Below are 25,127 nucleotides of genomic sequence, written 5' to 3'. Positions count from 1 at the left end.
AGAAAAAGTTTTGCTTAATGATCCATTCCCCAGACCTGATTATATTTTTGCTTTACTTTTTCCTTCAATTGTACATATTTAGGGATTTCTACAGATAGTTCCATTTCGCGTACATCTTTTCCGTCAAGATTATATTTACCTTGGTATCCGGCATGAACCCAATATTTTTGTAAATTATCACTCCATTTCAGGAACAATAAGTATTTGCCACCAGGTAAAGCTTTACGATAATGTTCCAAAGGAAATTCAATTTTACCTGGCACCAAACCTTTATCTATGATATAAGTTGGTTCCACAATAGGTAACGTTTGATTCTCTGCTGCTTGTCCATTGTTTTTCAACACTTGTTCAACTTTTATTTCTGTTGCTGTGTAATGTCTTGAACCACCTGCTACACTCGGTATACTAATTGTTTGACTCATCCCCGGCATTACTGTTCCGGTAACGACCAGATCGACATCGTTTGTCAAACTCTCTGCGTCTTCATATGGGATTAACCATGCCTGCGACGACGCCCCTTCCACCACAGTAATTTTCTGATCTGCTTTCACATACCAAAACATTAAGAATAACAGGCATGCTAGTACTAAGGTCCATTTTAAAATTCCGGTTTTAAATAATTCACCTTTCACAGAAAGCACCCACTTTGTTAATTATCCGAATAAAGCATATTAATCCACCCACTCGGAAACAAACCTCTTATTTGATTGAGAATGTATTAGGAATCATTTTTTCTTATACTAAAATAAAAATAACCTACCGATGTAGGTTATTTTAACAATTATTATAGGGCTTATTGGCATAACTTAATGGTGACGGAATGCCGAAGTCTGAAGACGGCGATCATTGCGTTCGAGATAAAGGCATGCTTTTCTTTTTATACAAAAATGATAAGTTAGGACTGAATAGCAGCCGGCAAATTTTTTCGGCCCATTTCATGGAAAAGACGAAGGTTATAACGATGGCAAACAGAATCAACAGCAATTGATCCGCCCATGTGTCGATATACCGGTAGAAGCCTTGATGCTCCATTATTTTCAACACGAATCCGTGCAGCAAAAACGGATACATCGTCCGAATGCCGGGCTCGCTGATCCGCGTCTGCCCCGTTGGGATTAAGGAGAGAATGCATAGCGACAAAATAACCGATACGGCTGCAACTGCGACCCTGTATCCGCCGGCATACCATTCCGGGCTGCCCAGTTTCGAGTAACTGTAGCTGCCCCAAAGCCATTCGCAATTGAGGCTCTGGCCATAACGAAATAATAGCCACAGTGTGATCATCATAATAAACGCAGATGTCAATTTGACCGGCCATTTAAATAAAAAATCGAAGTATTCCCTCTTCATATAGTAACCTGCCAGGAAGAACGGAAAGAAATTGATCGCCCTAAGCGATGACAGTGTATACCCCAGTTCCGTTGAAGCATAGCCGGCCAATACCGCAAGGCAGCTTGCAAACAAAATCGGATACCTTAATTTCGTAAAATACGGCAGAGCGACTTTCCATAAAATAACCGCAAGCAGGTACCAGGTTACCCAATAGGGCAGAAAAAACGTGAATTTCAGGGTTGTCCGGTCGTTCAGGTAATAATCCAGCAGCGTATACAGCGTTTCAAATATGATATACAAAACGAGATAAGGACCGAGCTTTCCCGATTTCTTGGAAAAGTAACCCGTAATAAAAACAAAAAGCGGGATATGGAAAAAGTAAATGAAGTTGTACAAGGCCTTCGCGAACTCGCTTGTAGAATAAAGAGGTTCCAGCACATGGCCGATAACCACGAATGTAATCAAGACAAACTTCACATTATCGAAATAATGGTCGCGTTGATTAACCTCAGGCATCTTTAACCTCCTCCATTTGGTCGTAACCCCAATACTAACAAACCGACATGGAAACCTCACCCTTCATAATCCGCGATATATCTGCCTTATCCAGTCTCTCACAGTCTCAGGGGAACTGACCGGGCGTATATTTAGTCTTACACCGCTATGGTACCGTATCCTTTGCCGTGTGATATGATGGGCCAAAGAACATGCGGAATAGAACGAGTTCAGGAGTAAGGCTTTCACAAAATGAAAAAAGCCTCATTTATCGACATTCGTCCATAAATGAGGCTTATGTATTTTTGTTGACGATAAGGTTGATCCTTACGCCGCATTACACCAGATCGCAGGCTTCCGCCGGCATCCAGTGCGCGTCCTTGCCGTCCCATTTGACATTGCAGCCGATAGGGTTTGTCACCTTCACGGTAACTTCTTGACCTGAAGTGAGTTCTGAGAGGGCGTTGTCAAGATCGTTGACGGTCATCTTGCTGACATCCCGCGGTTGATCGACGCCGCGGCCGGTGTAAACCAGCTTGCGCTCTTCATTGAACACGTAAAAATGCGGCGTCCGCAGCGCGCCGTACGCAAGGGCGATTTCCTGCGATTCATCACGCAGATACACCCATGGGAATTCATGCTCATCCATATGAGCGACCATATGTTCAAAGGAATCTTCCGGCTTCGTATTCACGCTGTTCGAGTTGATGCCGACAAACTGCACACCTTTATCAATATAACGCTTTGCGGTTTCGCGAGTCATTTCATTTGAACCGATGACAAAAGGACAATGATTGCAAGTAAAAAAAATGACAAGCGTTTTCGCATCGCGAAAATCGTTCAGCTCGTAATTCTCCCCATCCGTAGCCGGCAGGTTAAAATCAGGTGCTGCATCCCCGATCGATAACGTAAAGGTTTCCGCCATTGCCATTCCCCTTTCAACTTATGTAAGTTTATTACAGTTGATGGTCTCCTGTGCTTTGGAAAAACTCAATAATCTCACCGTTCAGTCCCTCTACAAAAGCGATGCGTACCGGTGTCGGCGGTGTGTTACCGAGCACGGCATCCTTCGGTGCTACCGTCACTACAGCGCCAGCCGCAACAGCTACTTCGACAGCGGCGTCCACGTTATCGGTGCGGAACGCTACGTGAAAGTAGTACCCTTCCGGCTTCGGTTCACCGGAGCCGCCCGCAAATACCTCCAAATAGTTGCCGTCTCCGGTATCCAGCAGTACAATGCGCTTGTCGCCTTCGCCCCATGCCTGGCGCAGTTCAAAGCCTAAGCCCTCTGTATAAAATTTGACCGTCGCATCAAAATCATTTGCTCTCAGCGCGACATGGTGAAAGCCGCCGCCGCCGATTTTGTTATTCGTGCCCACGTTGCAATGCCTCCTTTGGTCTGCTTACTTCCTGCCTCCCCCAGTATACCTCATTGTCCATCTGCAGAAAACCTTTCCATTACAGCTGCTCGATAAGATAATGATCACAATCCATTCTCCAGGCTAGGCTCTTGCTTAGGTGGCTTACATGCAGATGGAGACATACCAAACCTCTCTTTAAACACTTTTGAAAAATGAGCCACATTCTCAAAGCCTGTCGAAAAACAAACATCCGTAACGGATAAAGTGGAGTGTACCAGCATTTCTTTTGCGATATCCAACCGTCGATTTCGGATCCATCTTAACGGCGATGTATTGTATATGGCTTGAAAATCACGTTTGAAGGCGGATAAGCTTCTGCCTGACAGGTATGCAAGATCATTGAGAGAGACTGGACTCGTTATATTCTGCTCCATCACCTCTGTAATGCTTTTCCTGCTTGTACGTTTGAGCTGCAAAAACTGATATAAGAACTGCTCGTCAGCATCTGCAACATCATACAATAATTCCAACAATTTTATCTTAATCAATCCGTCCCTTATGGTATCGGGCTCATTGAAATACGGTTTCAAGGATTGGACATAATTGTTTAATCGATCATTGACCGGATTGACGGTTATCGGCACTAAGGCCGATGGAAAGTTACTTTCCAGATCGGCCATTTTTATAAATTCGGTGAGCAGCTCTTCTTTAAGAAAAAACATCATGTAATCCAAAACATAATCAGAGCCTGCGTCTCCCGACTTCTCATATTCAACTACGATCGATTTCTGCAGCATGACCATCTCATTTTTCCGTACGATATGCTCCTGACTGCCGAATCTTACCGTATAAACTCCCTCCAGGACAAACAAAAGCAGATGGTCCTCCAAAAACATGGATCCCTTTAAGCCTTTGTTAAAGGTACAAGACTCAACAACGGTCAAGCCTTTCATCTTCAAAGCCCTTTGATTGACCGGTTCTCTGGCCAGATCGTGAGGAACCTTAGCCACTTTTTCGGTTCGCAAAAGCAATCTGTCCTCCTCCTCTACTGAAACTGGATCATCATCATACTATTCCCTCCTTCGTTCCGTAATCCTGCTTTTTTCAAATCAGACATCATCATGATCGGTACCCGTAATTACGCCATACCAAGCTTCGATATCCTTTTCAAAATTTGCCGTCTTTTCCCGGTATCTTTGCAGCGAGTCCTTACCTAGCGGTAAATGGACCGGCGGTTTCTTTGCGTACGCAACCTTCACGATCGCTTTGGCCAATTTCACGGGATCGCCTGGTTGTTTTTTATTCGCTTGGGCAGCGAATAATCTCATCTCTCCTACTGTTTCCGCATAATCAGAAATGATGTTATCTGAACGTGTCAGCGATGAGGCATCCAGAAATTCCGTACGGAAGAAGCCGGGAGATACTACGGTCGCATGAATTCCAAGCGGCGCCAATTCCAAGGCTAGTGACTCTGTCAATCCTTCTACAGCAAATTTGGTAGAACCGTACACGCCCCATCCGATATAACCGCTCAAGCCTCCTACGGACGAGATATTGATGATGTGTCCGGAACGTTTGTGACGCATATGAGGCAGTATCGCCCGGGTCACATTCAATAAGCCGAAGACGTTCGTTTCGAAGTTTTTGCGCACCTCATCAGCTGTAGCTTCTTCAACTGCACTTAGCAGCCCATAACCTGCATTATTCACCAGAACATCGATTTTTCCGAATTTCTGTACGGCTTGATTGGCAGCTGCAATCGCCTGCTGCTCATCCGTAATGTCCAGAAGAACAACTTCAAGATTTTCCGGATTTCCCAGTTTATCGGCTAAGGACTGTGCCGAGCTCCGCACCGTCGCAACAACGTGATCTCCCGTTTCCAGCACAGCCTTCAAAATTTCCAAACCAATGCCTCTTGCTGCCCCGGTAATGAACCAAACTTTATTTTGATTTGTCATATTGAATCCCATCCTTTTTGATTAATTTGTACGATATCGACTTTGAAAGCTTGCAATCTTATCGGCAAGCAGATACTCCGAATATTGCCGAGCACTCGAAACTAATTCTTCCTCGCTTTTATCATCCGTATCGAAGATCGTGAACGGCATCAACAATTGTGTTCCGATTAAATTGCTCGTAGCGTGGAAAGGGCTAAGGAGCTCATGGATCGTATAAAGATCGCCGCCTTCAGGGTGATAATCGATTTCTGAACCACCAATAGAAATCGCCAGCCCAAGCTCCTTGCCCCGGAGCCTGCCGCCCTTTGACGTATAACCCCAGCCGTAAGTCAGGACATCGTCCAACCACTTCTTGAGAAGTGGAGGTGAACTATACCAATAGAAAGGAAATTGGAAAATAATCCGGTCATGCTTCATAGCGAGTTCTTGCTCGTTTTGAACATTGATCCGCCAATCCGGATAGGCTGCATACAAATCATGCACGGTGATCTGATCCGGATAATTCTTTATTTCCCTTAACCACGACTTGTTCACTCGAGAGTTGTTCAAATTCGGATGAGCGACGAGCACCAATGTTTTCAAGCTATCTCCTCCCATTTGCTGAATTCGTATTTTTAGGCCGCTTTGTTTTTAACATAATCGTGTTATTTGTGATTTCCTGCTGTTGAGTTAACTTTAACGTACTTTTGGTGCAATCGCTTTTCTCTGAGGCCCTAACGACTTGTTTATTTAGCCCATCACGAAAAACAAAAGGCCGTAGAGTGTGTAACTCTGCGGCCCCTCGATTAAATTGCCCTTTTGGATAGCTCGGGATTATATCTTCATGTGGACGTTCAATCGAAATGGAGTTGCTCTGAAGAATAAAGTATTATTTAGTTCCATATACTTTACTTTGTGGAGTTTCATTTTCACGTAACCAATTCGGCACCAGCCAATTTTCGTTGTGGAGTATGAAACAATTTGGCCTTAAGAGACGTTTAATAAAGTGGAACAGATGGCAGATCAACTTATTTTTAAAAATTCGGTTAAGCCTATTCATTTTTATGAGAATAAAACCGATATATTTGTAGACTTAAAAATTAGCAAAAAAAGAGCCCCAGCTCGAAAGCTGGGACCAAGGTTTCCTCTGATGACTCTCAAACACCGGAGGAGTAAAAAGGTTATGAAGTGAACTCGATGCAGCATCTCGTTCACAATTCAAAATATAAAGGATGTCAGCTTATTTGTCATTGTTAATAAACTGGTTGTGGATGTAAGAACTATCAGTATTGCCGCTTATATTCAGTTTATATATATATTTAAAGATTTGGTAAAAAAATTATATATGGTTGATACTTACCTAATCATTATGCAATAAAATCCTTAAGGTCCAATTATGTAGTTTTTTATAATTGATATTAATGTCAAATTTGTTTTAAAACTGGCAGGCTAACCGTTGAAAACATGCATTAATAAAATATTTAAAAGTCTGATTTTTCAGTTTGTTCGTTTGATGTTGCAGGCTGCATTTATACATTAGAAATGTCTAACGTTCGTCACCCCCTAAAACCGAAGGCAGATCATTTGTATTCGTAACCTAAGCGGACTAATTGCTTATTTTGCAGCAGATTAAGGCGCCTCCTATCTACGGATAGGAGGCCTTAATGTTTACTCTACAAATAAGAATATAAGTGTTTGTTACCAGTTACTCATTTTGAATAGCCCGTTCAAAAATAATTTCATATTCTGTAGGTTTTCCGTTATCAAAACACTCCATTCTCATTAGGAGACTGCTCCGGAATGGGCTGACCCACATCCCATAATTCGACGATAAGATCGTTATTAAAGCGGAAGATATGTACCACAGCTGCTCCGATGTCCTCTTGTTTTTGCTTTACATGGGAGTGAACCGCAACGATATCCCCCTCTTCCATGACACGTTTAATCTCAAGGGTTTTGTGGGGATTTTTTGCAGCATTCTCTTCCATTGCGAGCATTAGTGAATCAGCGTCTCCGCGGAAAAAAGGATTATGGTGGAGGAAATCCGGACCAATATACCTTTGGTATGCCTCACGCACTTCTCCCGACGCCACCAATTGCAAAAACGCTACCGCCTTCTCTTTGTTAGAAGTAAACATTGAGATCCTCCTTATTGCATGTTTTCAACCGTCTAGATTCATTCTAGATTCATTATACCCTATCCCAATATGGAGTCATCTCAAGTTTGCAGCAACAATCCAATTGAAAATTATTGAAGGAAAATCGGATGGTTATGGGGTTCGATGAGTAGACTCAAACGGAATGGCACACGTTACTGTGCTGCAGGTAAGGCAAACCTTACCTCATGAGGCTGAAATCGTAAGATTTTCGGCAAATCAGGGTGGTACCACGAAATGTTCCCCTTTCGTCCCTTCAGACGCGGCGATTTTTTACTGTCGACTGAGGATGAAAGGGTTAGGAATAAAAGGATTAAGAACAAGCTCCGAAGCAGAGGCAAGCCGAATTTGGCAAGAGGCTCTGGATACACCTGGCCCTGTGCTTGTAGAGTTTGTTATCCAGCGAGATGAGAATGTATATCCGATGGTTCTCAGCGGGACGACATTAGATCAGTTGATATTGGGAGATTTCGAATAGACGACTTGAATGGCACTGACATCTTGTTTTGCTATTTCTTAAAACCGAATTGATACTCCATTTACACACCAATGCTCTAATTGAAAAGAATTTAAAAGCATAGGAGTGAAATAATGGACAAGGATCAATTATTCAAAGATTTTGAGAAAAGGCTGCGGGAAGGCAAGATGGACCGCCGGGATTTCCTCCAGGGCGCAGGTAAACTTGCCATCGCCTCACTGGGCTTGACGGTCATGGCCTCTCTAAAGGGAGGAACGATTGACGCTGCACCGAAGTTTAGTTCTTATCCATTCACTTTAGGCGTAACGTCCGGCGACCCTTGGCCGGAGAGCGTTGTGCTTTGGACAAGGCTTGCACCCGATCCTTTGAATGGCGGAGGCATGTCCGGCAGTGACGTTCCGGTCAAATGGGAAGTGGCATCCGACGAGAATTTCCGCAAAGTCGTTCGTGAAGGCACGGCTTTTGCCAGAGCCCAACTGGGGCACTCCGTGCATGTCGAAGTAGACAAGCTGAAGCCGAATCAGGTTTATTACTACCGCTTTAAAGCCGGAAAAGAAATAAGTCCGACCGGCCGGACAAAAACGCTTCCAGTTTATGGATCGCAGGTGGACAAGCTGAGCTTTGCCTTCGCTTCCTGCCAGAACTATCCGACGGGATACTTTAACGCATACCGCCATATGGCGGAGGAACAGGATTTGGACCTCGTCTTCCATCTGGGCGATTACATTTATGAAGGTCCGGGACCTGCTGCGACCACCCCGAGCCCCCGGTACCATAACGGTCCTGAGATCATAACGCTGGAAGACTACCGCAACCGTTATGCGTTATATAAAAGCGATAGCGACCTGCAGGCCGCTCATGCACAGTTCCCGTGGGTTGTGGCGATGGACGATCACGAGATTGAAAACAATCATGCCGGCTTGATTCCGGAAAATAATCAGCCGGTCGGACCGTTCCTGGCCCGCAAAGCGGCAGCATTCCAGGCTTACTACGAGAACATGCCATTAAGGAGCTCTTCCCTGCCAAGCGGGTTCACCATGCAGCTGTACAGGCAGTTCCATTACGGAAATCTGGCAAATATTCATGTTCTTGACACCCGCCAATTCCGCGACGATCAGGCGAGCGGCGACGGCCGCAAGCCGCCGACTCCGGAATCGACAAGTGTTGACCGGTCCATTATGGGGGAAGAGCAGGAGCAATGGCTGCTTTCCGGCCTGTATCAATCGCAGGCAAGCTGGAACATTATTCCGCAGCAGGTCTTCTTCTGTAAGAGAGATTTTCTGATTGGCGACGGAGTTGAGTATAGCATGGACGGCTGGGACGGTTATACTGCCAACCGCGAGCGTATCACTAACTTTGCCAAGGAACAGGGTCTCTCCAATCTTGTCATCCTGACGGGAGACGTTCACTCGAATTGGGCTTGCGAGATTAAGGCTGACTTCGAAAACCCGAATTCCGAAATTCTTGGAGCCGAGTTTGTGGGCACCTCCATCACCTCGGGCGGTGACGGTTATGACATTAACGACAACCAAAAGGCGATCCTGGCGGAAAATCCGCATATCAAATTTTATAACAATCAGCGCGGCTATGTACGCTGCACCGCTACGCATGAAAGCTTTCAAGCGGATTACAAGGTTGTTCCGTACGTCACGCGCCCGGGCGCTCCTATTTCGACACGCGCTTCCTTCCTGATGGAAAAAGGCAAACCGGGATTGAAGCAAATTCACGATGCGGCGGTTACGATCTAATAGCCTTATAAAAATAACAAATCCGGTTAGCCATTTATGGCAAACCGGGTTTGCTATTTCGGCAGTTCTATCCCTTCTCCTTCAGATATCATCTCAATCAGCAAAACCATCGCCCTGCTCAAAGAATGCCGCTTCAGCCAGATAACGGCAGAGCTTGAAACAGCTTGTGGATCGTCGATCCGATAAGAATGGATGTTCCCTCTTTTAAATCTTGCAAGTGATGTTTCAGGCAAAATGGAAGCGCCGAAGCCGGAGGCGACAAGCTCCGCCAGCATGCCGATATCTGAGCATTCCCCGATAATAGCCGGGAACAGCCCTCTGGAATGGAATTGCTCGAGCAGCAGGTTATAGAGTCCCAAACCTTCGGTACTTGGCAGGAGGAGCGGATAATCGGCTATCGTTTCGTAGGATACGGTTTCGCCCGCTTTCGGCACCGCTCCCGGTCCGGCATCCCCCATCATAAAATACAACGGTTCTTCGCCCAGCAATGCGTAATCCAAGTCGTTCAAATCGATAGGAAGTCGTACGATAGCCATATCAAGCGTTTTCTCGCGGATCAGCTTGACAAGCGTATTCGTCTCATTCTGCTGGATTTTAAACGTTACCTTCGGATAAAGCGTCCGAAATCCGCTTAGCGCCTTGGGAAGCCGCGAATCGGATAACGTATTGACTCCGATGGACAGTTTCCCTCTTATGCCGAGTCCGGACTCTTGTACCTCCACTTTCGCTTCGTCCATTAAATTGGTAATCGTCAATGCATATTCGTACAATGTATTGCCGGAAGCCGTCAGCTCCAGCTGACGGCCATTCCGCAGAAATAGCTGTACGCCGAGCTCGCTTTCCATTAGCTTCAGCTGCTGGCTGAGCGGCGGCTGCGACATATGCAGCTTTTGCGCCGCGGAAGTGACCTGCCTTTCTTCCGCCAACGCGATGAAATAACGCAGCTGCTTCAAATCCATTGGCATTCCTCCTTGCCCTCGCCGGAAATCGTGTGCCATTTACTGTTTGTTATATATGATTTTCATATACTTTTGCAATGAAATAGATATTTTTCATATAGTTTCTCCCATGTTACCATAAAATACGTTACGTAAATATGGAGGGATAATGTGGGCTATTTATTCCGCTGTTTTCTATTTGTTACTGTCCTTATGCTGGCAGGTTGCGCGGAAAATCCGAGGGGGGATGATCAGATGGTAAATGAATTAATTGCGGCTGCCGAACGAGGCGATACGGACAAGGTAATTGCCTTGCTCCAAGCAGGCGCCGACATAAACGGCACGGACGAGCGCGGACGAACCGCTGCAATGGCCGCAACGCACGGCAATCGGCCGGAGACGGTCAAAGCATTAATTGATGCGGGGGCGGACATAAACTTACGGGACCGCCGTTCCGACAACCCTCTTCTTTACGCGGGGGCGGAAGGCATGCTCGACATTGTCAAGCTTGCGGTCGAAGCGGGAGCGGACACGAAGCTGACGAACCGGTTCGGCGGCACGTCGCTTATTCCGGCGGCCGACCGCGGTCATGCGGATATTGTGGACTATTTGCTGAAGCATTCGGATGTTTCTGTCGACCATGTCAACAATTTGGGGTGGACTGCTCTGCTGGAAGCCGTTATTTTGGGTGACGGCGGAAGCAGGCATACGCGGATTGTCCATTTATTGGTCGAGCACGGAGCCGACGTCAATCTGGCCGACAATGATGGAGTTACACCGCTGGCGCACGCGGAGAAGCGCGGATATGCCGAAATTGCTGCGATACTTAAGCGTGCGGGAGCTAATTCATCCCTTTGAAAGGATGAACAACGCAAAACGGAAAGCTGGGTAAGATGAAATGCAATGGAAGAAGTCTAGTCATTCAATAAGCATACTGCTCGCAGGCATGCAGTGGCTTTTCTTTTTGTTTACGAACACGGTGCTGGTGCCGCTGTCGGTCGGCCATGCGCTTGGACTGGCAGACCCGGACATCGCCGCATCCATGCAGCGCTCGTTTATATTGACGGGCCTGCTGTGTATCGTTCAGGCGTTGTGGGGACACCGCTTCGCACTAATGGATGGACCGGCCGGCGTCTGGTGGGGACTTGTGCTCGGCATCTGCTCCTCCGCCCCGGCCATGGGAATGGACGCATCTGCGGCTGCCGCCAGCCTGACCGGCGGATTCCTCCTGTCTGGCGTCGTTGCCGTCGCGCTGACGCTGCTCGGATTTCTCAAGCTGCTGCAGCGTGTTTTTACGCCGATCGTCATGGGCGTTTATTTACTGTTGCTTACCTTCCAGCTGGCCAACACGTTTTTTAAAGGTATGATCGGCTACAATGCCGACGGGAAGTGGGATTTGCAGCTTGCCGGGTTATCCATGTTCATCATCTCGGTCGTCTCCTTTATTCATATGAAAGGCAAAGGAAAGCTCGGTCAATTTTCGCTGCTGGGAGGTATGATCGTCGGCTGGATCGCTTATACGGCTTTTTTCGGCAGCGGAGGCGTTTCCAAAACTGTTGCGGAAGCGGGGACAACGTTGATTGGGCTATGGCTGCCTTGGGGAAAGCCTGTTTTCGATCCAGGCATCGTATTGGTTGGTCTCCTTGCCGGACTAGTTAATATGACCAACACAATAACGAGTCTTATTGCCGCGGGCAGGCTGTATCAGGAGAACGCGGAGGAAAAACAATTCGTGCGCTCACTGTTGTTTACCAATGTCTTTTCGATCATCGGTGGATGCTTCGGCTTAATTCCGTTCGGCACGTTTGCGTCCTCCGTCGGCTTTTTGGAAAACACGAAAGTACTGAGCCGCTCTGCGCTCATAACGGGAGCCGCGATGCTAATCCTGGTCGGCATCGTCCCGGCTTTAAGCGGCTGGCTCACAGGGCTCCCGATATCGGTCGGCAGCGCCGTATTATTTGTCGCTTACCTGCAAATGTTCGGCACGGCGATCCGCTCCTTTAATGGAACGGCCTTTAATGCCAAAACCATTTATCGAGTCGCCCTTCCGATATTGACGGGAATCGGGATCATGAATGTTCCAGTCTCCGCGTTTGCGGACTTCCCCCCATTATTGACGCCCATTGCTTCAAACGGGTTAGTCGTAGGCGTCATTTTGGCCATTGTGATGGAAAAGATCGTCCGGTGGGAAAACTACGAGACTACGCCTTCCGGCACGGACGTTTTGAAGGAATCGGTCTCCCCCGGATAATAATATGAAGCTTCGAATTGCTTCCTGATTGGAATGCTGCCCGTGGCTTATGCGAAAGGCTGCCGGTTGCCGGCAGCCTTATTGAGCATGCTTATGCGAATTTCGATCATTACACCAGGTATTTCCCTGTAATCGACTGCTCCGCATGGACGATCTGCGATGGCAGGCCTTCGAATACCACTTGACCGCCCTTGCTGCCTCCATCCGGTCCCATGTCGATGATCCAGTCCGCTTGGCTGATCACATCGAGGTTGTGCTCGATAACGATTACCGTATTCCCGGAATCGACGAGGCGGTTCATAATGCCCATAAGCTGACCGATATCCGACATATGAAGGCCGGTCGTCGGCTCGTCCATCACATAGATGCTGCCTTTTTTATGCAGCTCGCTTGCCAGCTTGATGCGCTGGCATTCACCGCCCGAAAGTGTACTGAGCGGCTGGCCAAGCGTAATATAGTTGAGCCCTACATCACTCATCGCCTGGAGCTTGCGAACAACTTCTTTAAGCTGGAAAAAATCCAGTGCCTGCTCCACCGTCATCCCCAGCACCTCTGCGATCGATTTGCCGTTCAGCTTGTATTCAAGCACTTCCTCCTTAAACCGTTTACCTCCGCATACATCGCACGGCAGCTTGACGCTGTCGAGAAAGGCAAGGTCCGTATACACGACGCCTAGCCCTTGGCAGTTCTCGCAAGCTCCCTTGGAGTTGAAGCTGAACAAACCTTGATTCACCTTGTTTGCCGATGCAAACGCCTTGCGCACATCATCCATAATGCCCGTATAGGTTGCGGGATTGGAGCGTGTTGACACGCCGATCGCGGATTGGTCGATGACGATCGAATCCGGATGCCGGCTGAGAAATACATCGTTAATGAGCGTGCTTTTGCCCGAGCCGGCAACACCTGTAACGACTGACAGCACTCCAGTCGGTATATCTACGCTCACGTTCCGCAGGTTATGCAGTGTGGCATTTTGGATGGACAGCGTACCGGATGGCTGCCTGCATTCTTGCTTCAGCCGGAGCGGACGCTTCATATGGTTGCCCGTCAGCGTGTCTGACTCCAACAGCCCTTGGTAACTCCCTTCATAGACGATAGTACCGCCGCGGCTGCCGGCATGAGGACCGACGTCAACAATATGATCGGCCACTTTGATTACATCGGGATCATGCTCGACGACAATTACGGTATTGCCTTTGTCGCGCAGCTTCTGAAGCAATTCATTCAAACGGTGTACATCACGGGGGTGCAGGCCAACGCTGGGCTCATCGAAGATGTAAGTTACATCCACCAGACTTCCGCTCAGATGCTTCACCATCTTGACGCGTTGTGACTCGCCGCCCGACAATGTATCCGTCTCACGGTCCAGCGTCAAGTAGTCAAGTCCGATGTCCACCAGGTGCTGCAGCCGCTCCGTCAGCGACTTGACGACCGGCGCGGCGACGGGATCGTTAATTTCGCGAACGACTCGGATGAGCTGGCCGACCTCCATGGAGGACATCTCCGCAATGTTGAGTCCATTGATCCTGCAGCTGAGTGTTGCCTGACTGAGCCTCGCGCCGCGGCAGCCGGAGCATGAACCCTCGGTTATGTATGGCGCAACCATTTTTTGCGTACGTTCGGACTTTGTCTTCACATCCTGCTTGATGTATTTGTTGGTGAATTTCTCAATGACGCCTTCCACTGTAATATTCATTGCCTTGCCGGCAAAATCCATCTGGACTTTCCTTGCCTTGGCGTACAGCAGTTGTTCCAGTTCTTCTTCCGAATAATCGCTCAGCTTCTTGTCGAGATCGAAGTCTCCCGACTGCATGATCATATTCCATTCCCAGCCGCTCACCGAATAGTCCGGCAGCATAATAGCCCCTTCATTCAACGACTTTGACATGTCCAGCGCCTTGCTCATGTCTACGCCAAGCCTGCGGCCGATCCCGTTGCACTCGGGACACATCCCTTGCGGATCGTTAAAAGAGAACATATGCGCTTGTCCAACATAGGGCTGACCCACTCGGGAGAAAAGCAGACGGAGAATGGGAGAAATATCGGTAATCGTGCCCATTGTGGAATGGGATCCGCCGCCGAGCCGCTTCTGATCGACAATAACAGCCATGCTCAGGTTCTCGATTGCGTCCGTATCCGGCTGCGGAACTCGGGGCAGGAAATTACGTACGAACATGCTGAAATTCTCATTCAGCAATCGCGTAGATTCTGCGGCGATCGTATCGAACACGATCGATGACTTGCCGGATCCGGATACCCCGGTGAATATCGTGATCTTTCGTTTGGGAATGCGCAAGGATACGTTTTTGAGATTGTTTTCCCTCGCACCCGAGATTACGATATATTCCTGATTTGATTCGTTCATACTTTACATCCCTTCTATTGTTAATTGTAAAATCGACTGAATAACAAGAGGAAAATGGCATGTTCTGATTGACTAAATCGACATAAACCGGCTGCATGTCATGTGCAGCCGGTTTATGTCGATTCGGTTCATGCAGAGTTAACTATTGTATCCATAAAAATAGAATTTGTGAAGGAGATATTTCCGTTCAGAATGCAGTTATTGTTCCAACGCTTGCTCAAACCCGCCGAACCAATTATTCCAGCCATATCTGGCACCTTCGAGACCTTGTGCATTGGAGAATCCGGTTTGTTCAAGATGAAGGTTAAGCTTTCCGTCCCCTAAATCCTGTAACGTCCAGGTGACGGTATGTTGCTCACCTCCGCTGGCAAACGTGTAGGACAACCGGTTTGGCTCGTCCACGGCCAGCACCTCACCCTCAATAATTCCATCCCACCATTCGGAACAACGTATTCACTTAATCAATAGAATTCATTTCGATCAATTTCTGAAGAGAGATATGTATTGCCCGAAGATAACTTATTATGATAATGAATCCAATAATTAAAATCAGAATGACAAATTCCATTTCGTCTCTTCTCCTTAACAAAATTAGAATGTTTTACGTTTAAGCGAAAAAAATAATCACGATTTACGTGGTTCATCATGCATTATCTTTCCAATAAGGTTCCGACAACAAAGCCGCAGAAAAATATTCGATTATGATCTTAGCTAATTAATAAATCTACCTCTCTTGACCTCCGCGGCTATAACATGATTATGAAAGACGCTCTGCAATTAACGAAAAAAACTGACTACAATTGATGCGGCTCCCATCAATGCTAAAACTGAAAAGAAAAAGTAACCGAAAATCTTCAGAGGACGCGGCATTGTGTTTAAATCTATTTTTTTCATTGGTCCTTCTCCCTCAATGATTTGCATAGAGCGAAGGTTCTCATCGACATAATTATCGTTATAGTATAAATGTTCTTTTTCTTGATGGGTTTCGTGGATGTTGTTTACACTCATTCCAAATCCCCTCTCGATTTGTCGTTTGTGGAATATTCTACCACATTACTGCAACCTTCTCTATATGTTCATCGTTGGTATGGATATAAATGATACAAAAAGAGGGGGTTCGATGTTGCGTAAATCAATAATCGTTTCGATTGCGGCTGTGATGTTGTTGACATCTTGCGGTCAACCCGATAAAAAGGCGATTTCCGTGTCAGAACGAGCACGTCTGTCGAAGCAAACCGGCCCGCACGTGGTACAGGCGACGAATGAGTTCGGCCTCGAGCTAACCGGCGAAATTTTACAGCAGAAGCCGGGGCAAAACATCGTGATATCCCCTATTAGCATTGTACAAGCGCTAACGATGACGATGAACGGGGCGGCAGGTCCGACACGGGACCAGATGGCAAAGACGATGCATCTGGAAGGATTGTCCTTGGAAGAACTGAATGAAGGACAGCGAAAGCTGCGGGAGCTTATGCTGCAGCCTGGACCTGGCGTCAAGATGCAAATGGCCAACTCGCTGTGGCTGCAGCAAGGTTGGCCGTTCCGAAAGCCATACCTCGACCTCGTAAAGGCTGCATACGGGGCCGAATTAAACGAACGTAAGCTGGCGGATCCAGCTGTGCGGAAGGAGATCAATAAATGGGTCGATAAGCAGACGAACGGCCTTATACCGACGATTTTAGATGAGCCCGTACCCGAGTTGACAAAGCTGATGTTATTGAACGCACTCTACTTTAACGGGACTTGGAAGACGCCGTTCGATCCGGAAAACACGAAAGACGGTGATTTTACGCAATCTGACGGAAAGGTTAAGCGCGTTCCATTCATGCATCAAGGAGGCGACTTTGAATATGAGGAGACCGATGCCTACCAGGCAGTGCGGCTGCCTTACGGCGACGGTCAAATGGGAATGCTCGTCGTGCTGCCGCGTCATAATGCGGACCGCACTTCTCTGTACGCGGAGCTGCTCGAGGATCCTGATTTCTGGAGCAAGCGTTTGACCCATTCCCACGGCAAACTGGCGCTGCCGAAATTCCGAATGGAAAGCAGTCTGGAGTTGGTTGAAATATTAAGCGCCATGGGCATGACCTTACCGTTCAGCGCTATAAAAGCCGAATTTAATGAAATGGCGGACACAAGCGGAGGCAAACGGCTTTCTATTAATCAGGTATTGCATAAAACGTTAGTCGATGTGTCCGAACGAGGCACCGAAGCAGCAGCCGTAACTATGATCGGAATGGACGGTGGAAGCGCCGCGCCTTTGGGACATTTCGAAATGACGGCCGACCGGCCATTCCTATTCGCTATCCAAGATCTGCAGAGCGGCATACTGCTGTTTGTCGGTTCAGTGGAGACGCTTTAGGGTTACTTGCGCAGCTGACTAACGATGTAATCGGCGGTCCGGATAGCTAACGCAACCGTCGTTAATGTTGGATTGGACCATAGATCGGGCAAAATGCTGTTATCGGCTACAAAAAGTCCGTGAATCCCATGAATTTGCCCGTACGGATCGGCAGCCGAAGTGGAAGGATCCGTTCCCATTCGGCATGTACCCGATTCATGATTGCTTTCTCCCGGCGGCCTCAAACAAATGATAGACCCACCGTCCATATCAGTGACTGCTGCTCCAATTGCCGAGAACGCCCTTTGGACATCTTCTGCCATGCCCCGAAGCATTTGCAGATCTTTCGGACTGAAGGTGAACTGAACCTGAATTTCCGGAACACCATATTCATCGATTTTGTCGGGGTTCAGAAAGACCATATTTTCATAACGAGGTTCCATTAAACCGTACCCGTTAGCGCCCAGCAAAATCTTTTCTGCTTCAGCTTGCCAGCTAAATTGAATTTGAACGGGACTGTCCAATCTTTTGGGAATATAGACATCCAGCGGGCCTATATTCTCCGGCATCTCCTTGCGAAGCAGCTCTGCCGAGCTTCTTGTTGAAATATTATCCGTCAAATAATGGCCGATCGTCTTCCCGGGAATACCCGAATGAAGCAGCAGCCTCGGGGTTTCAAACGTACTGGCTGACAAGATAACCGCCTTTGCATGAAGCTCATAAGCTCTTTTGTCTTGCGACATAACCGTTATACCCGTTACGTTTCCGTCATTTGCAGCAATTTTTACTGCTCTCGCATTAGCGGCCAAATCAAATGGCATCCGATTTCGTGCTTTTGACAGAAAATCAATCGAGCTAAACCAAAGATCAGTATGAATTTCACCATTTTGGACGGGGGCGAGATCGACGGCAAAAGGCATATAAGCGGCTTCGGGATAACCATTCTCCCAAAGCCTCTGCAGAATGATCCATGACGCGGACCCATTTCTCATCGCATAATTTGAATTTACATTCATCATATGCTCTGCAATTTTGTAGTATATTTCCATTTCTTCCGGCGGGATGGGCCATGTATCCGTTACAAAACGGGGCATGCGCAGAGCCAGCGCACTCCATTGGAGCGTTCTTCCCCCTAGGGCGATCAATTGTTTCGCACCGGGAAATTCGGGCAGGTCCTCTCCGATATGTCTTGCATTTGATGAGATAAATCGGCTTGCTCGTCCATGCGATAAAATGTCAAGATTAGAGGCATGTGTAGGGAGCAAAAGATCGCCTGCTTCTATGACCCCGATTTTTTTACCCTTGTTTCCCCACTGCTCGCACAATCGCCACAATGCGGCTCCTCCGCCTGCGCCGGTTCCGACAATAAGGACGTCATAGTTTTCCTCCGCCATTTTCTCCAGAGGGGTAAGCGGAATCCACGTCTTATCGTTTTCAGCTGGCATAGGGGATGGACATGGCGGAATGACTGTCTGGATCAAATCTTGATAGGTGTATGCTGCTGCATTCGAATTTCTCCACTCTATATCTGCTTCATCAAGCAGCCTTTTAAATGCGCCGGCCGCTTTTATGAAAAAATCAGGGTGTTCGCCGCCCCCTTTAGGTTCAATCGACATAAAACCGGAGTAGCCTGTTTGCTTTAACCTCGCAAGAAGTTCCCGGATTTGAGCGTCTCCCTCACCTGCTGGAACAATTTCGCCGGTATTTACTCTGGCATCCTTAATATGAAAGTATGAGATATAAGGCTCCACTATCGGATAGGCATCCGTCATCGGCAGTACCATGGACACAATGAAATTGGCCGGATCAAAAGCCAGCCGCAGGTTCGGGGAGTTCACGTATTCAAAAATGTCCTTGAGCCGCTCTCCGTTATCCCCGTATCCTTCGTTATCGATAAGCAAAGTGATATCCTCTTGCTCGGCAATGCGCGCTAGCTCTTTCATCCTTCTGTGAACTTCATCCCTGTACAGATAAGGACCATCTTCTTTTGGTGTTACAAATGTGAATATGCGAACGTAGGGGGTGCCGAAAAATTTGGCCAGCTTAATCGCACGCCTGAGCTTTGTCACTTCAGCTGCCAATGGTTCGGAGATGGACACTTTTGCAACCGGCGAAGCGATGGAAGCGACTTTGATTCCGCGGTCATCCAACCTCTTTTTAATTTCTGAAGCTTCTTCATCGGTCAGATCGATCACATTTTTATGTTCCACGCTTCGCAGATCCAGGTATTGAATGCCTTCTGACTGCATTACATCCAACTGAGTATCCAAGTCAGGCGAAATCTCATCCCCAAAGGCGGATAAAGTGATCATGACTTCGAGCACTCCTCTCAGAACGGTACTGAATGCCCACTATCCCTTTATTTCAGAGTCCAAACGCAGTTCTTACTATGATTATGAGAAAATGATTTTAGTTATGCGGTAAACAGCTTTCAGTTGAATACCGGCCGCCCCCTGATCAAGACGGGTCGGCCGCCCCCTCTTCCTTCTTCCTCTCGGAAGCTTCATAAGCATCCAGCACGGAAGTCAGCAAGCCCGGGAAACGGGCTTCCAAATCTTCCGTCCGCAAGGAAATAAGCCTCTGCGTGCCGACGCTTCTGACTTGGACGACTCCAGATTCCCTTAACGTTCGCACATGATGCGACATGGTGGATTTGGCAATCGGCACTTCGAATTCGCCGCAGCTCCTCTCTGCCGACCGGCTAAGCTGGGAAACGACCTCAAGTCTAAGCGGGTCGCTTAACGCATATAAAACGGAAGATAAGTGAATGTCTTCACGGTCAGGATGGAATAATACCTTCATCGGAGGACCTCCTTCATGAGGCATGGTTTTATATTGCATTATACCATAAACCATGCTATTATCCTATTGTTCGATTACAATCGAAATATTGAACTTGAAGGTGGTGCCCCATGAATCAACAATCATCCAGTTTCATCCGGCAGCAGCCGGCCCAAAATAACATGGCTCTTAAAGAAGGTCTTGTTATCGGCCTGCTTGGTGTTACGATCGTGCTTGTCATTATGAATACGATGATGTTTAACTTGGCTTTGCCGGATGTAGCCGAAGCCTATCGGCTATCGACTTCTTCCACTTCGTGGATTGTCACAGGGTATTCCATCGTCTTCGCGATTTCATCTATTACGTATAGCCGGCTGGCCGACTTCATTCCGATTCGCAGATTATTTGTAATTGGACTTATATCACTCAGCTTCGCCGCTATTGCCGGAATATTCAGCAGCAGCTTCCTGATGCTGATTGCAGTCCGCATCGTGCAGGCATCCGGCGCAGGGGCGATCCCTGCATTGTCCCTCGTGTTTATCTCGCGATATATTCCCATCGAGCGCAGAGGCAAAGCGATGGCATTTATTATGTCCTCCGTATCGCTTGGACTTGGGCTTGGTCCCGTCGTTGGCGGCGCGGTCGTTGAATATATGGGCTGGCATTTCCTGTTTGTCCTCACGGCATTAACCGTTCTGCTCGTCCCGCTGTTTGCGGTTTACCTGCCAAAGGAGTCGCCGAAGAAAGGTTCCTTTGACGCACTGGGAGCGCTGCTCATCGGCGTCGGTACAACGGGGCTGCTGCTGTTCCTGACAACCGGCTCCTGGATTGCACTCGTCGCAGGTGTTATTGCGCTTATTCTGTTCACCGCGCGAATAAGAACAGCGAAGGAGCCGTTCGTGCTCCCTTCCCTGTTCCGCAACCGCCCTTATCTGGTCTTAGGTGCGGTCGGCATCGCCGGATATATGTGCAGCTTCTCAACACTGTTCCTGATGCCGCAAATACTTGTGAAGCAATACGGACTAAGCGCTATTGAAGCCGGACTCGTCATTTTCCCGGGATCCATACTTGCCATGCTGGTTTCCAGAAGCGTCGGAAAATTTATCGATACGCGAGGCAACGGCACCATCATCCGCTTCGTTCCGCAGCTCCTGCTGGCATCCGTCGTTCTATTCGCCTTGTTCGAAAGCATCTCGTTCTGGGCGATCCTGTTCATCTATATTCTGCTCAGCGTCAGCTTTACGATTCTGCAGAGCAGCGTTTCAAATGAAATGTCCCGCATTTTGGAGCCTTCGCAGATCGGCTCCGGACTCGGCTTGTTCCAACTGCTGCAGTTTTTCAGCGGCGCCTTTGGCGTAGCGTTGTCGGCTGCCGCCTTGTCCTGGCAGCAGCAATGGTCGCTCGCCCATGCGTACGGCAATATTTATTGGGGCTTGTCTGTTGTAGTCCTATTGTCCATTGTTTGTTCTATCGTTTACATCAGAGGCGGAAGCCCTGTTTTGAACAATCGTTAAGCTTGATGCTTCATAGGAACGGAAAGCCCCATGAACACCTATACAGGCGGTTCATGGGGCTGTTTTTTTGATGCAGTTTATGAATTTTCAGCTTTAGACCGAAATTTCTTTTTCCATCATGTAATCATCCATAACTAACCCATTTCCGATATCCGCAATATGCTCCCTTACGATCCGGAAGCCTTTTTTCTCATATACCGCAATACTGGATTCGTTATGACGATTGACCGTCAGCCAGATATGGGTCAGGTTTCGGTCTTTGCAAAGCTGCTCGAGGAAAACCATCGCTTGGCTGGCATAACCGCGTCCCCGGTACTCCTTGCTGATATAAAACTTGCTCAGGAAGAGCTTCCCTTCTTCTTGTCTGACCGACAGATATCCGGCCGCGGCTCCTTCATGACGGATCAAATAATATTCGTAGCCCTGGTGATGAATCTGATCATGGATCGCTGGAACCGATTGGAACTTGTCGATCATATAATCAATTTGCTCGATTGTAATGATGGATACATAATATTCCCGCCAAATTTGTGACGCCAGTCGGGCAATCTCTGCGATTTCTTCTGCTGTGTTTACTTGTGGAAAAATAAGCTTCATGAGATGCGCCCTCTTCTCCTGGTTGTCTTGTTTCCTGCTTTCAATAGAATATCAGAATTTCGGCAATCGGTTAAGGCTTTCCGAGAAACTCGTCAACTTTGGCTTTCATTGAGGTGATCGTCGTCCTTTTATATTGGAGTCCTATTCGGAGAACTTTTATTTGTTGAGACCGGGATAAGCGTTTGAAACGCGGATCTTGTTTAAGGTATCTTTTTATAATGGACCAGCTGCTTCCGACCAACCTTTCAGGTTTAACATAAGGGACATAACTTGGCAGTTTTGGCTTCCGGATATGGTAAATAAACGAAGATATTTTTGCGGAAACCTTGCTTTCATCCACCAGACAGGCTACGGTTTTTTTCTTTGTATGCTTTTTGAGGAAATCAAAATGATTATGACCGCTTATGACAATATAACCGCCTTCCGCCCTGCTCTTGCGAACAATGAGCAAGTTCATGCAATCGTGAGCTTTTTTACGCAAATCCTTAATCCGTTGAGTTATTTTGACAGAAATGCCGCCGGCTTTAATTCGGTTCAGAGGTATATACCTTACCGTAAATCTCATAGGTAATTCGCCCTCCTTATTCACATTTATCTAGTTTATGCGGATCTTTCGCTCTAGAACACTCCTGCTTAGCTACTTACACGCCGCCGCTGTCCCCAAAAAAGGTACCCATCCCTAAACACTTTGTTAAGTGTCCAAGGTATGGGTACCCGATTCATTCATTTGCGTTTTAAATTCCGGTGAAAAGGATGCTGATATCCTCGTTCCCGTTTTTTGTCGTCCAACCGTTAAAACCTGCCGCGTCGGTAATGCCCGGTTTGAACGTGAGATAATACACCTGGCCGGGAGTCATGTCCTTGGACAGCTTCAGCGTCACTTCGGTGACAACTGCGCCCGTGTTGTTCAACTCGTCGTGGGAAATGACGACGGCATCTCCTCCCTGTTCCTTCACCGCGAAGTACGTCTCGTTCACATTTTTTACCGGTTCGCTAAATATAACCTTTATCGTTGTCCGGCTGGGGACAATCACTTGTTTCGCATACGGAGCCTCGTTGGCGGCTATAGTTCCTGCAAACGCAGTTTCGTTCGCCCCATCCTGTGTGAGGAGTGACGAGACGCCCGTTACTCTCGCCGTGTATACGTGGCCTGGTTGGAACAAGCTGGGGTTTGAAGCGGTTCCCGTGCGGAATTGGACGGTAACGGCTCTATTTGTTCCTGCCTTGCGGACGGCATATTTGCTCCAGCCGGACATGGAGACGTTGGCGCCGTTGTCCTTGAGAATCGTTACGGCTAACGAACCGATGTCCGTGTCCTTGATGTCTCTATCGAACGTGACCTCGATCGTGTTCTCGTTTACCGCGGCTATGCTCTGGAGCTTCACCGGCAGAATCGGATTGGAGATCCCCCCGAACAGAAGACCTGTTTTCGTATCCATCACGTTGCCAGCCAGATCGGGTATCCCCGTCACCGTAAGGCTGTATACGGTTTTGTCCTGTTGGGCGGATGTCCGCAGCGTGACGGTACGTCCCTCGCTGTCCAGACTCGCCGACACGACCGCCAAGCCGCCAATGCTGTACCGTCCGGTCTGCACGGCAAAGTCCCGATTCACTTTCTCGCTGAATTTGACCGTCAATGACGCATCCGCATTTACCTTAAAATCGATGATCGTCGGTTTTGTTGCGTCATCGCTGCCAACGATGGACAAATCCGATCGCGTGTCCATAACGTTGCCGGCGAGATCCTTGATGTTCTTGACGGTCAGCCAGTACCGGGCGTTATCCGACTGGCTCGACGTAGTGAACGTGACTAGTCTCTTGTCCGATGAGAGCTGCAGCGTCGTTAGCTTCAACCCGCCGGAGAACGAGTAGTTCGCGGGATTAGTAGCCGTTCCGTTATCGAGCGGCTCGGAGAATGTCAGGATATAGACGCGAGCCGATACCCGGTCGAACGCAGTTATCGTCGGCTTCGTCATGTCCGAACGCGCCGAAGTGTATGTCCAAGTCTTACCGTCGATGGATAAATAATGCGTTCGGTTCTCAAGCTGGACACCCGTCGTGAGAAATACCGACATCCCGTCTCCGCCTACAGTCGAGAGAAGGATCGGCACAACGTTGCCGAGATCGTCCCGCAGATTGAAACGGCCGATATCCGCCGAGTCGGTCTTCGCTTTCAGGTTCACTCGCACCGTTTGGACGCCTACTCCTTCAACTGACTTCACATCGAGCGCACTGTCCCAGCCGGTATAGACGGCGTAGACTGCTTCCACGAGCACGCCTCGCGTGGCGTTAACCGTATAGTCGTTCCGAGTGGAGATCCAGCCTTTGCTTAGAGCGGTTCCTACCGCCGCCTTTGCCCAGGCTGAAACTTTACCTTCGAAGCCGATGTTCGGATTAGCGGGGACATTGTTGACCTTCAGCAGCACGGCGGCCAACTCTTCGACCTTCACCGGGGCGGTCGGCTCGAACCGGTTATTCCCTTTGCCGACCATAAGACCCGCACTGCGCACCGCTTGGACTGCAGTAAACGACCAGCGTGTTTTCAGTACATCAACGAAGCCGGGCGTAGAATTGGAACGGGGCAATTCGAGAAGCTTGTAGAGTACGGCAGCGAACTGTTCGCGGGACATGGATTCGTTCAGCCGGGATGACCCGTCCTCGAATCCGGTCATAATTCCATGCTGTTTGAGCACTTGAAACTTCTGCTCCGTCGTGAGCGTCGCCGCTGCCGCGGCCGGGATGACAATTCCAAGCAGCAACGATAATGCGAGCAATGTTAGTGCGATTTTCCTCATCTTTGCAGTCCTCCTATAGGATTTCTGCCGGAACCGCG

21 protein-coding genes and 2 pseudogenes are annotated in these 25,127 nt (G+C 48.1%); 6 read left to right on the top strand and 17 right to left on the bottom strand.

From position 1 onward, the window contains the following. Nucleotides 1-14: 14 nt before the first annotated feature. From KP806_RS04275 to KP806_RS04240, 8 genes are all read right to left on the bottom strand, one after another. Complete coding sequence (locus KP806_RS04275; RefSeq protein WP_224722292.1) at nt 15-632, bottom strand: hypothetical protein; 618 nt, start codon at nt 630-632, stop codon at nt 15-17. A gap of 211 nt (nt 633-843) precedes the next feature. Next, the gene (locus tag KP806_RS04270) at nt 844-1,848 is read right to left on the bottom strand and encodes an acyltransferase family protein (protein ID WP_224722291.1); all 1,005 of its coding nucleotides are present in this window, start codon (nt 1,846-1,848) and stop codon (nt 844-846) included. Between the two features lie 316 nt (nt 1,849-2,164). After that, nucleotides 2,165-2,752, bottom strand: a complete 588-nt coding sequence (locus KP806_RS04265) for a thioredoxin family protein (protein WP_224722290.1) — start codon at nt 2,750-2,752, stop codon at nt 2,165-2,167. Between the two features lie 31 nt (nt 2,753-2,783). Then, nucleotides 2,784-3,206 carry a VOC family protein gene (locus tag KP806_RS04260; protein ID WP_224722289.1) on the bottom strand — a complete coding sequence of 141 codons (423 nt, stop codon included), beginning with the start codon at nt 3,204-3,206 and terminating at the stop codon, nt 2,784-2,786. Between the two features lie 104 nt (nt 3,207-3,310). Continuing rightward, entirely contained in the window at nt 3,311-4,213 is a 903-nt protein-coding gene (locus KP806_RS04255; protein WP_224722288.1) for a helix-turn-helix domain-containing protein, read from the bottom strand. An 84-nt stretch (nt 4,214-4,297) separates the two neighbouring features. Next, complete coding sequence (locus KP806_RS04250; protein ID WP_224722287.1) at nt 4,298-5,146, bottom strand: oxidoreductase; 849 nt, start codon at nt 5,144-5,146, stop codon at nt 4,298-4,300. A gap of 21 nt (nt 5,147-5,167) precedes the next feature. Then, nucleotides 5,168-5,728, bottom strand: a complete 561-nt coding sequence (locus tag KP806_RS04245; protein WP_224722286.1) for an NAD(P)H-dependent oxidoreductase — start codon at nt 5,726-5,728, stop codon at nt 5,168-5,170. A gap of 1,160 nt (nt 5,729-6,888) precedes the next feature. Beyond that, entirely contained in the window at nt 6,889-7,263 is a 375-nt protein-coding gene (locus tag KP806_RS04240; RefSeq protein ID WP_224722285.1) for a nuclear transport factor 2 family protein, read from the bottom strand. 319 nt (nt 7,264-7,582) lie between these two features. On the opposite strand from KP806_RS04240, the pseudogene KP806_RS04235 reads away from it, so the two are divergent. Next, a pseudogene (locus KP806_RS04235) lies at nt 7,583-7,759 on the top strand (acetolactate synthase large subunit); the annotation flags it as partial. A 113-nt stretch (nt 7,760-7,872) separates the two neighbouring features. After that, the gene (locus KP806_RS04230; protein ID WP_224722284.1) at nt 7,873-9,507 is read left to right on the top strand and encodes an alkaline phosphatase D family protein; all 1,635 of its coding nucleotides are present in this window, start codon (nt 7,873-7,875) and stop codon (nt 9,505-9,507) included. A gap of 53 nt (nt 9,508-9,560) precedes the next feature. Here the strand turns inward: KP806_RS04230 and KP806_RS04225 are convergent, their stop codons facing one another. Beyond that, nucleotides 9,561-10,466: a LysR family transcriptional regulator gene (locus KP806_RS04225; protein WP_224722283.1), complete on the bottom strand. Its 906-nt coding sequence runs from the start codon at nt 10,464-10,466 to the stop codon at nt 9,561-9,563. A 234-nt stretch (nt 10,467-10,700) separates the two neighbouring features. Between KP806_RS04225 and KP806_RS04220 the strand changes: the two genes are divergently transcribed. Both KP806_RS04220 and KP806_RS04215 read left to right on the top strand, forming a co-directional pair. Beyond that, nucleotides 10,701-11,303: an ankyrin repeat domain-containing protein gene (locus tag KP806_RS04220; protein WP_397376347.1), complete on the top strand. Its 603-nt coding sequence runs from the start codon at nt 10,701-10,703 to the stop codon at nt 11,301-11,303. A 40-nt stretch (nt 11,304-11,343) separates the two neighbouring features. Next, on the top strand, nt 11,344-12,696 hold the full coding sequence (locus tag KP806_RS04215) for a uracil/xanthine transporter (RefSeq protein ID WP_224722282.1): 1,353 nt from the start codon (nt 11,344-11,346) through the stop codon (nt 12,694-12,696). Between the two features lie 109 nt (nt 12,697-12,805). Here the strand turns inward: KP806_RS04215 and KP806_RS04210 are convergent, their stop codons facing one another. The 3 genes and pseudogenes from KP806_RS04210 to KP806_RS04200 form a co-directional block, all read right to left on the bottom strand. Beyond that, on the bottom strand, nt 12,806-15,061 hold the full coding sequence (locus tag KP806_RS04210) for an ATP-binding cassette domain-containing protein (protein ID WP_224722281.1): 2,256 nt from the start codon (nt 15,059-15,061) through the stop codon (nt 12,806-12,808). Nucleotides 15,062-15,259: 198 nt separating this feature from the next. After that, nucleotides 15,260-15,505: pseudogene (locus KP806_RS04205) on the bottom strand (SRPBCC family protein); the annotation flags it as partial. A gap of 333 nt (nt 15,506-15,838) precedes the next feature. Further along, a complete protein-coding gene (locus KP806_RS04200; RefSeq protein ID WP_224722280.1) occupies nt 15,839-16,069 on the bottom strand; it encodes a hypothetical protein in 231 nt (76 codons plus the stop codon). 196 nt (nt 16,070-16,265) lie between these two features. On the opposite strand from KP806_RS04200, the gene KP806_RS04195 reads away from it, so the two are divergent. Then, the gene (locus tag KP806_RS04195; RefSeq protein WP_224722279.1) at nt 16,266-17,423 is read left to right on the top strand and encodes a serpin family protein; all 1,158 of its coding nucleotides are present in this window, start codon (nt 16,266-16,268) and stop codon (nt 17,421-17,423) included. Between the two features lie 2 nt (nt 17,424-17,425). On the opposite strand, the gene KP806_RS04190 is transcribed toward KP806_RS04195, so the two are convergent. After that, a complete protein-coding gene (locus KP806_RS04190; protein ID WP_224722278.1) occupies nt 17,426-19,714 on the bottom strand; it encodes a TIM barrel protein in 2,289 nt (762 codons plus the stop codon). A 145-nt stretch (nt 19,715-19,859) separates the two neighbouring features. Next, complete coding sequence (locus tag KP806_RS04185) at nt 19,860-20,204, bottom strand: ArsR/SmtB family transcription factor (RefSeq protein ID WP_224722277.1); 345 nt, start codon at nt 20,202-20,204, stop codon at nt 19,860-19,862. Between the two features lie 110 nt (nt 20,205-20,314). Here KP806_RS04185 and KP806_RS04180 point away from each other — a divergent pair, with 110 nt between their 5' ends. Then, a complete protein-coding gene (locus KP806_RS04180; RefSeq protein ID WP_224722276.1) occupies nt 20,315-21,697 on the top strand; it encodes an MFS transporter in 1,383 nt (460 codons plus the stop codon). Between the two features lie 93 nt (nt 21,698-21,790). Here the strand turns inward: KP806_RS04180 and KP806_RS04175 are convergent, their stop codons facing one another. The 3 genes from KP806_RS04175 to KP806_RS04165 form a co-directional block, all read right to left on the bottom strand. Continuing rightward, nucleotides 21,791-22,294, bottom strand: coding sequence for a GNAT family N-acetyltransferase (locus KP806_RS04175; RefSeq protein ID WP_224722275.1), 504 nt, complete (start codon nt 22,292-22,294; stop codon nt 21,791-21,793). Nucleotides 22,295-22,364: 70 nt separating this feature from the next. Beyond that, on the bottom strand, nt 22,365-22,859 hold the full coding sequence (locus tag KP806_RS04170) for a hypothetical protein (protein ID WP_224722274.1): 495 nt from the start codon (nt 22,857-22,859) through the stop codon (nt 22,365-22,367). A 169-nt stretch (nt 22,860-23,028) separates the two neighbouring features. Then, a complete protein-coding gene (locus KP806_RS04165) occupies nt 23,029-25,089 on the bottom strand; it encodes an Ig-like domain-containing protein (RefSeq protein ID WP_224722273.1) in 2,061 nt (686 codons plus the stop codon). Nucleotides 25,090-25,127: the final 38 nt, after the last annotated feature.

The organism is Paenibacillus vietnamensis, assembly GCF_020169515.1.
Classification (GTDB): Bacteria; Bacillota; Bacilli; order Paenibacillales; family Paenibacillaceae; genus Pristimantibacillus; species Pristimantibacillus vietnamensis.
The sequence above is the reverse complement of the archived record's forward strand: the minus strand, read 5'-3'. Positions and strand labels throughout refer to the sequence as shown.

Coding starts and splice junctions, on each gene's coding strand:
- KP806_RS04270 (WP_224722291.1), bottom strand. CDS start 1,848: ATGCCTGAGGTTAATCAACGCGACCATTATTTCGATAATGTGAAGTTT.
- KP806_RS04265 (WP_224722290.1), bottom strand. CDS start 2,752: ATGGCGGAAACCTTTACGTTATCGATCGGGGATGCAGCACCTGATTTT.
- KP806_RS04250 (WP_224722287.1), bottom strand. CDS start 5,146: ATGACAAATCAAAATAAAGTTTGGTTCATTACCGGGGCAGCAAGAGGC.
- KP806_RS04240 (WP_224722285.1), bottom strand. CDS start 7,263: ATGTTTACTTCTAACAAAGAGAAGGCGGTAGCGTTTTTGCAATTGGTG.
- KP806_RS04230 (WP_224722284.1), top strand. CDS start 7,873: ATGGACAAGGATCAATTATTCAAAGATTTTGAGAAAAGGCTGCGGGAA.
- KP806_RS04225 (WP_224722283.1), bottom strand. CDS start 10,466: ATGGATTTGAAGCAGCTGCGTTATTTCATCGCGTTGGCGGAAGAAAGG.
- KP806_RS04220 (WP_397376347.1), top strand. CDS start 10,701: ATGGTAAATGAATTAATTGCGGCTGCCGAACGAGGCGATACGGACAAG.
- KP806_RS04215 (WP_224722282.1), top strand. CDS start 11,344: ATGCAATGGAAGAAGTCTAGTCATTCAATAAGCATACTGCTCGCAGGC.
- KP806_RS04210 (WP_224722281.1), bottom strand. CDS start 15,061: ATGAACGAATCAAATCAGGAATATATCGTAATCTCGGGTGCGAGGGAA.
- KP806_RS04200 (WP_224722280.1), bottom strand. CDS start 16,069: ATGAGTGTAAACAACATCCACGAAACCCATCAAGAAAAAGAACATTTA.
- KP806_RS04190 (WP_224722278.1), bottom strand. CDS start 19,714: ATGATCACTTTATCCGCCTTTGGGGATGAGATTTCGCCTGACTTGGAT.
- KP806_RS04185 (WP_224722277.1), bottom strand. CDS start 20,204: ATGAAGGTATTATTCCATCCTGACCGTGAAGACATTCACTTATCTTCC.
- KP806_RS04180 (WP_224722276.1), top strand. CDS start 20,315: ATGAATCAACAATCATCCAGTTTCATCCGGCAGCAGCCGGCCCAAAAT.
- KP806_RS04175 (WP_224722275.1), bottom strand. CDS start 22,294: ATGAAGCTTATTTTTCCACAAGTAAACACAGCAGAAGAAATCGCAGAG.
- KP806_RS04170 (WP_224722274.1), bottom strand. CDS start 22,859: ATGAGATTTACGGTAAGGTATATACCTCTGAACCGAATTAAAGCCGGC.
- KP806_RS04165 (WP_224722273.1), bottom strand. CDS start 25,089: ATGAGGAAAATCGCACTAACATTGCTCGCATTATCGTTGCTGCTTGGA.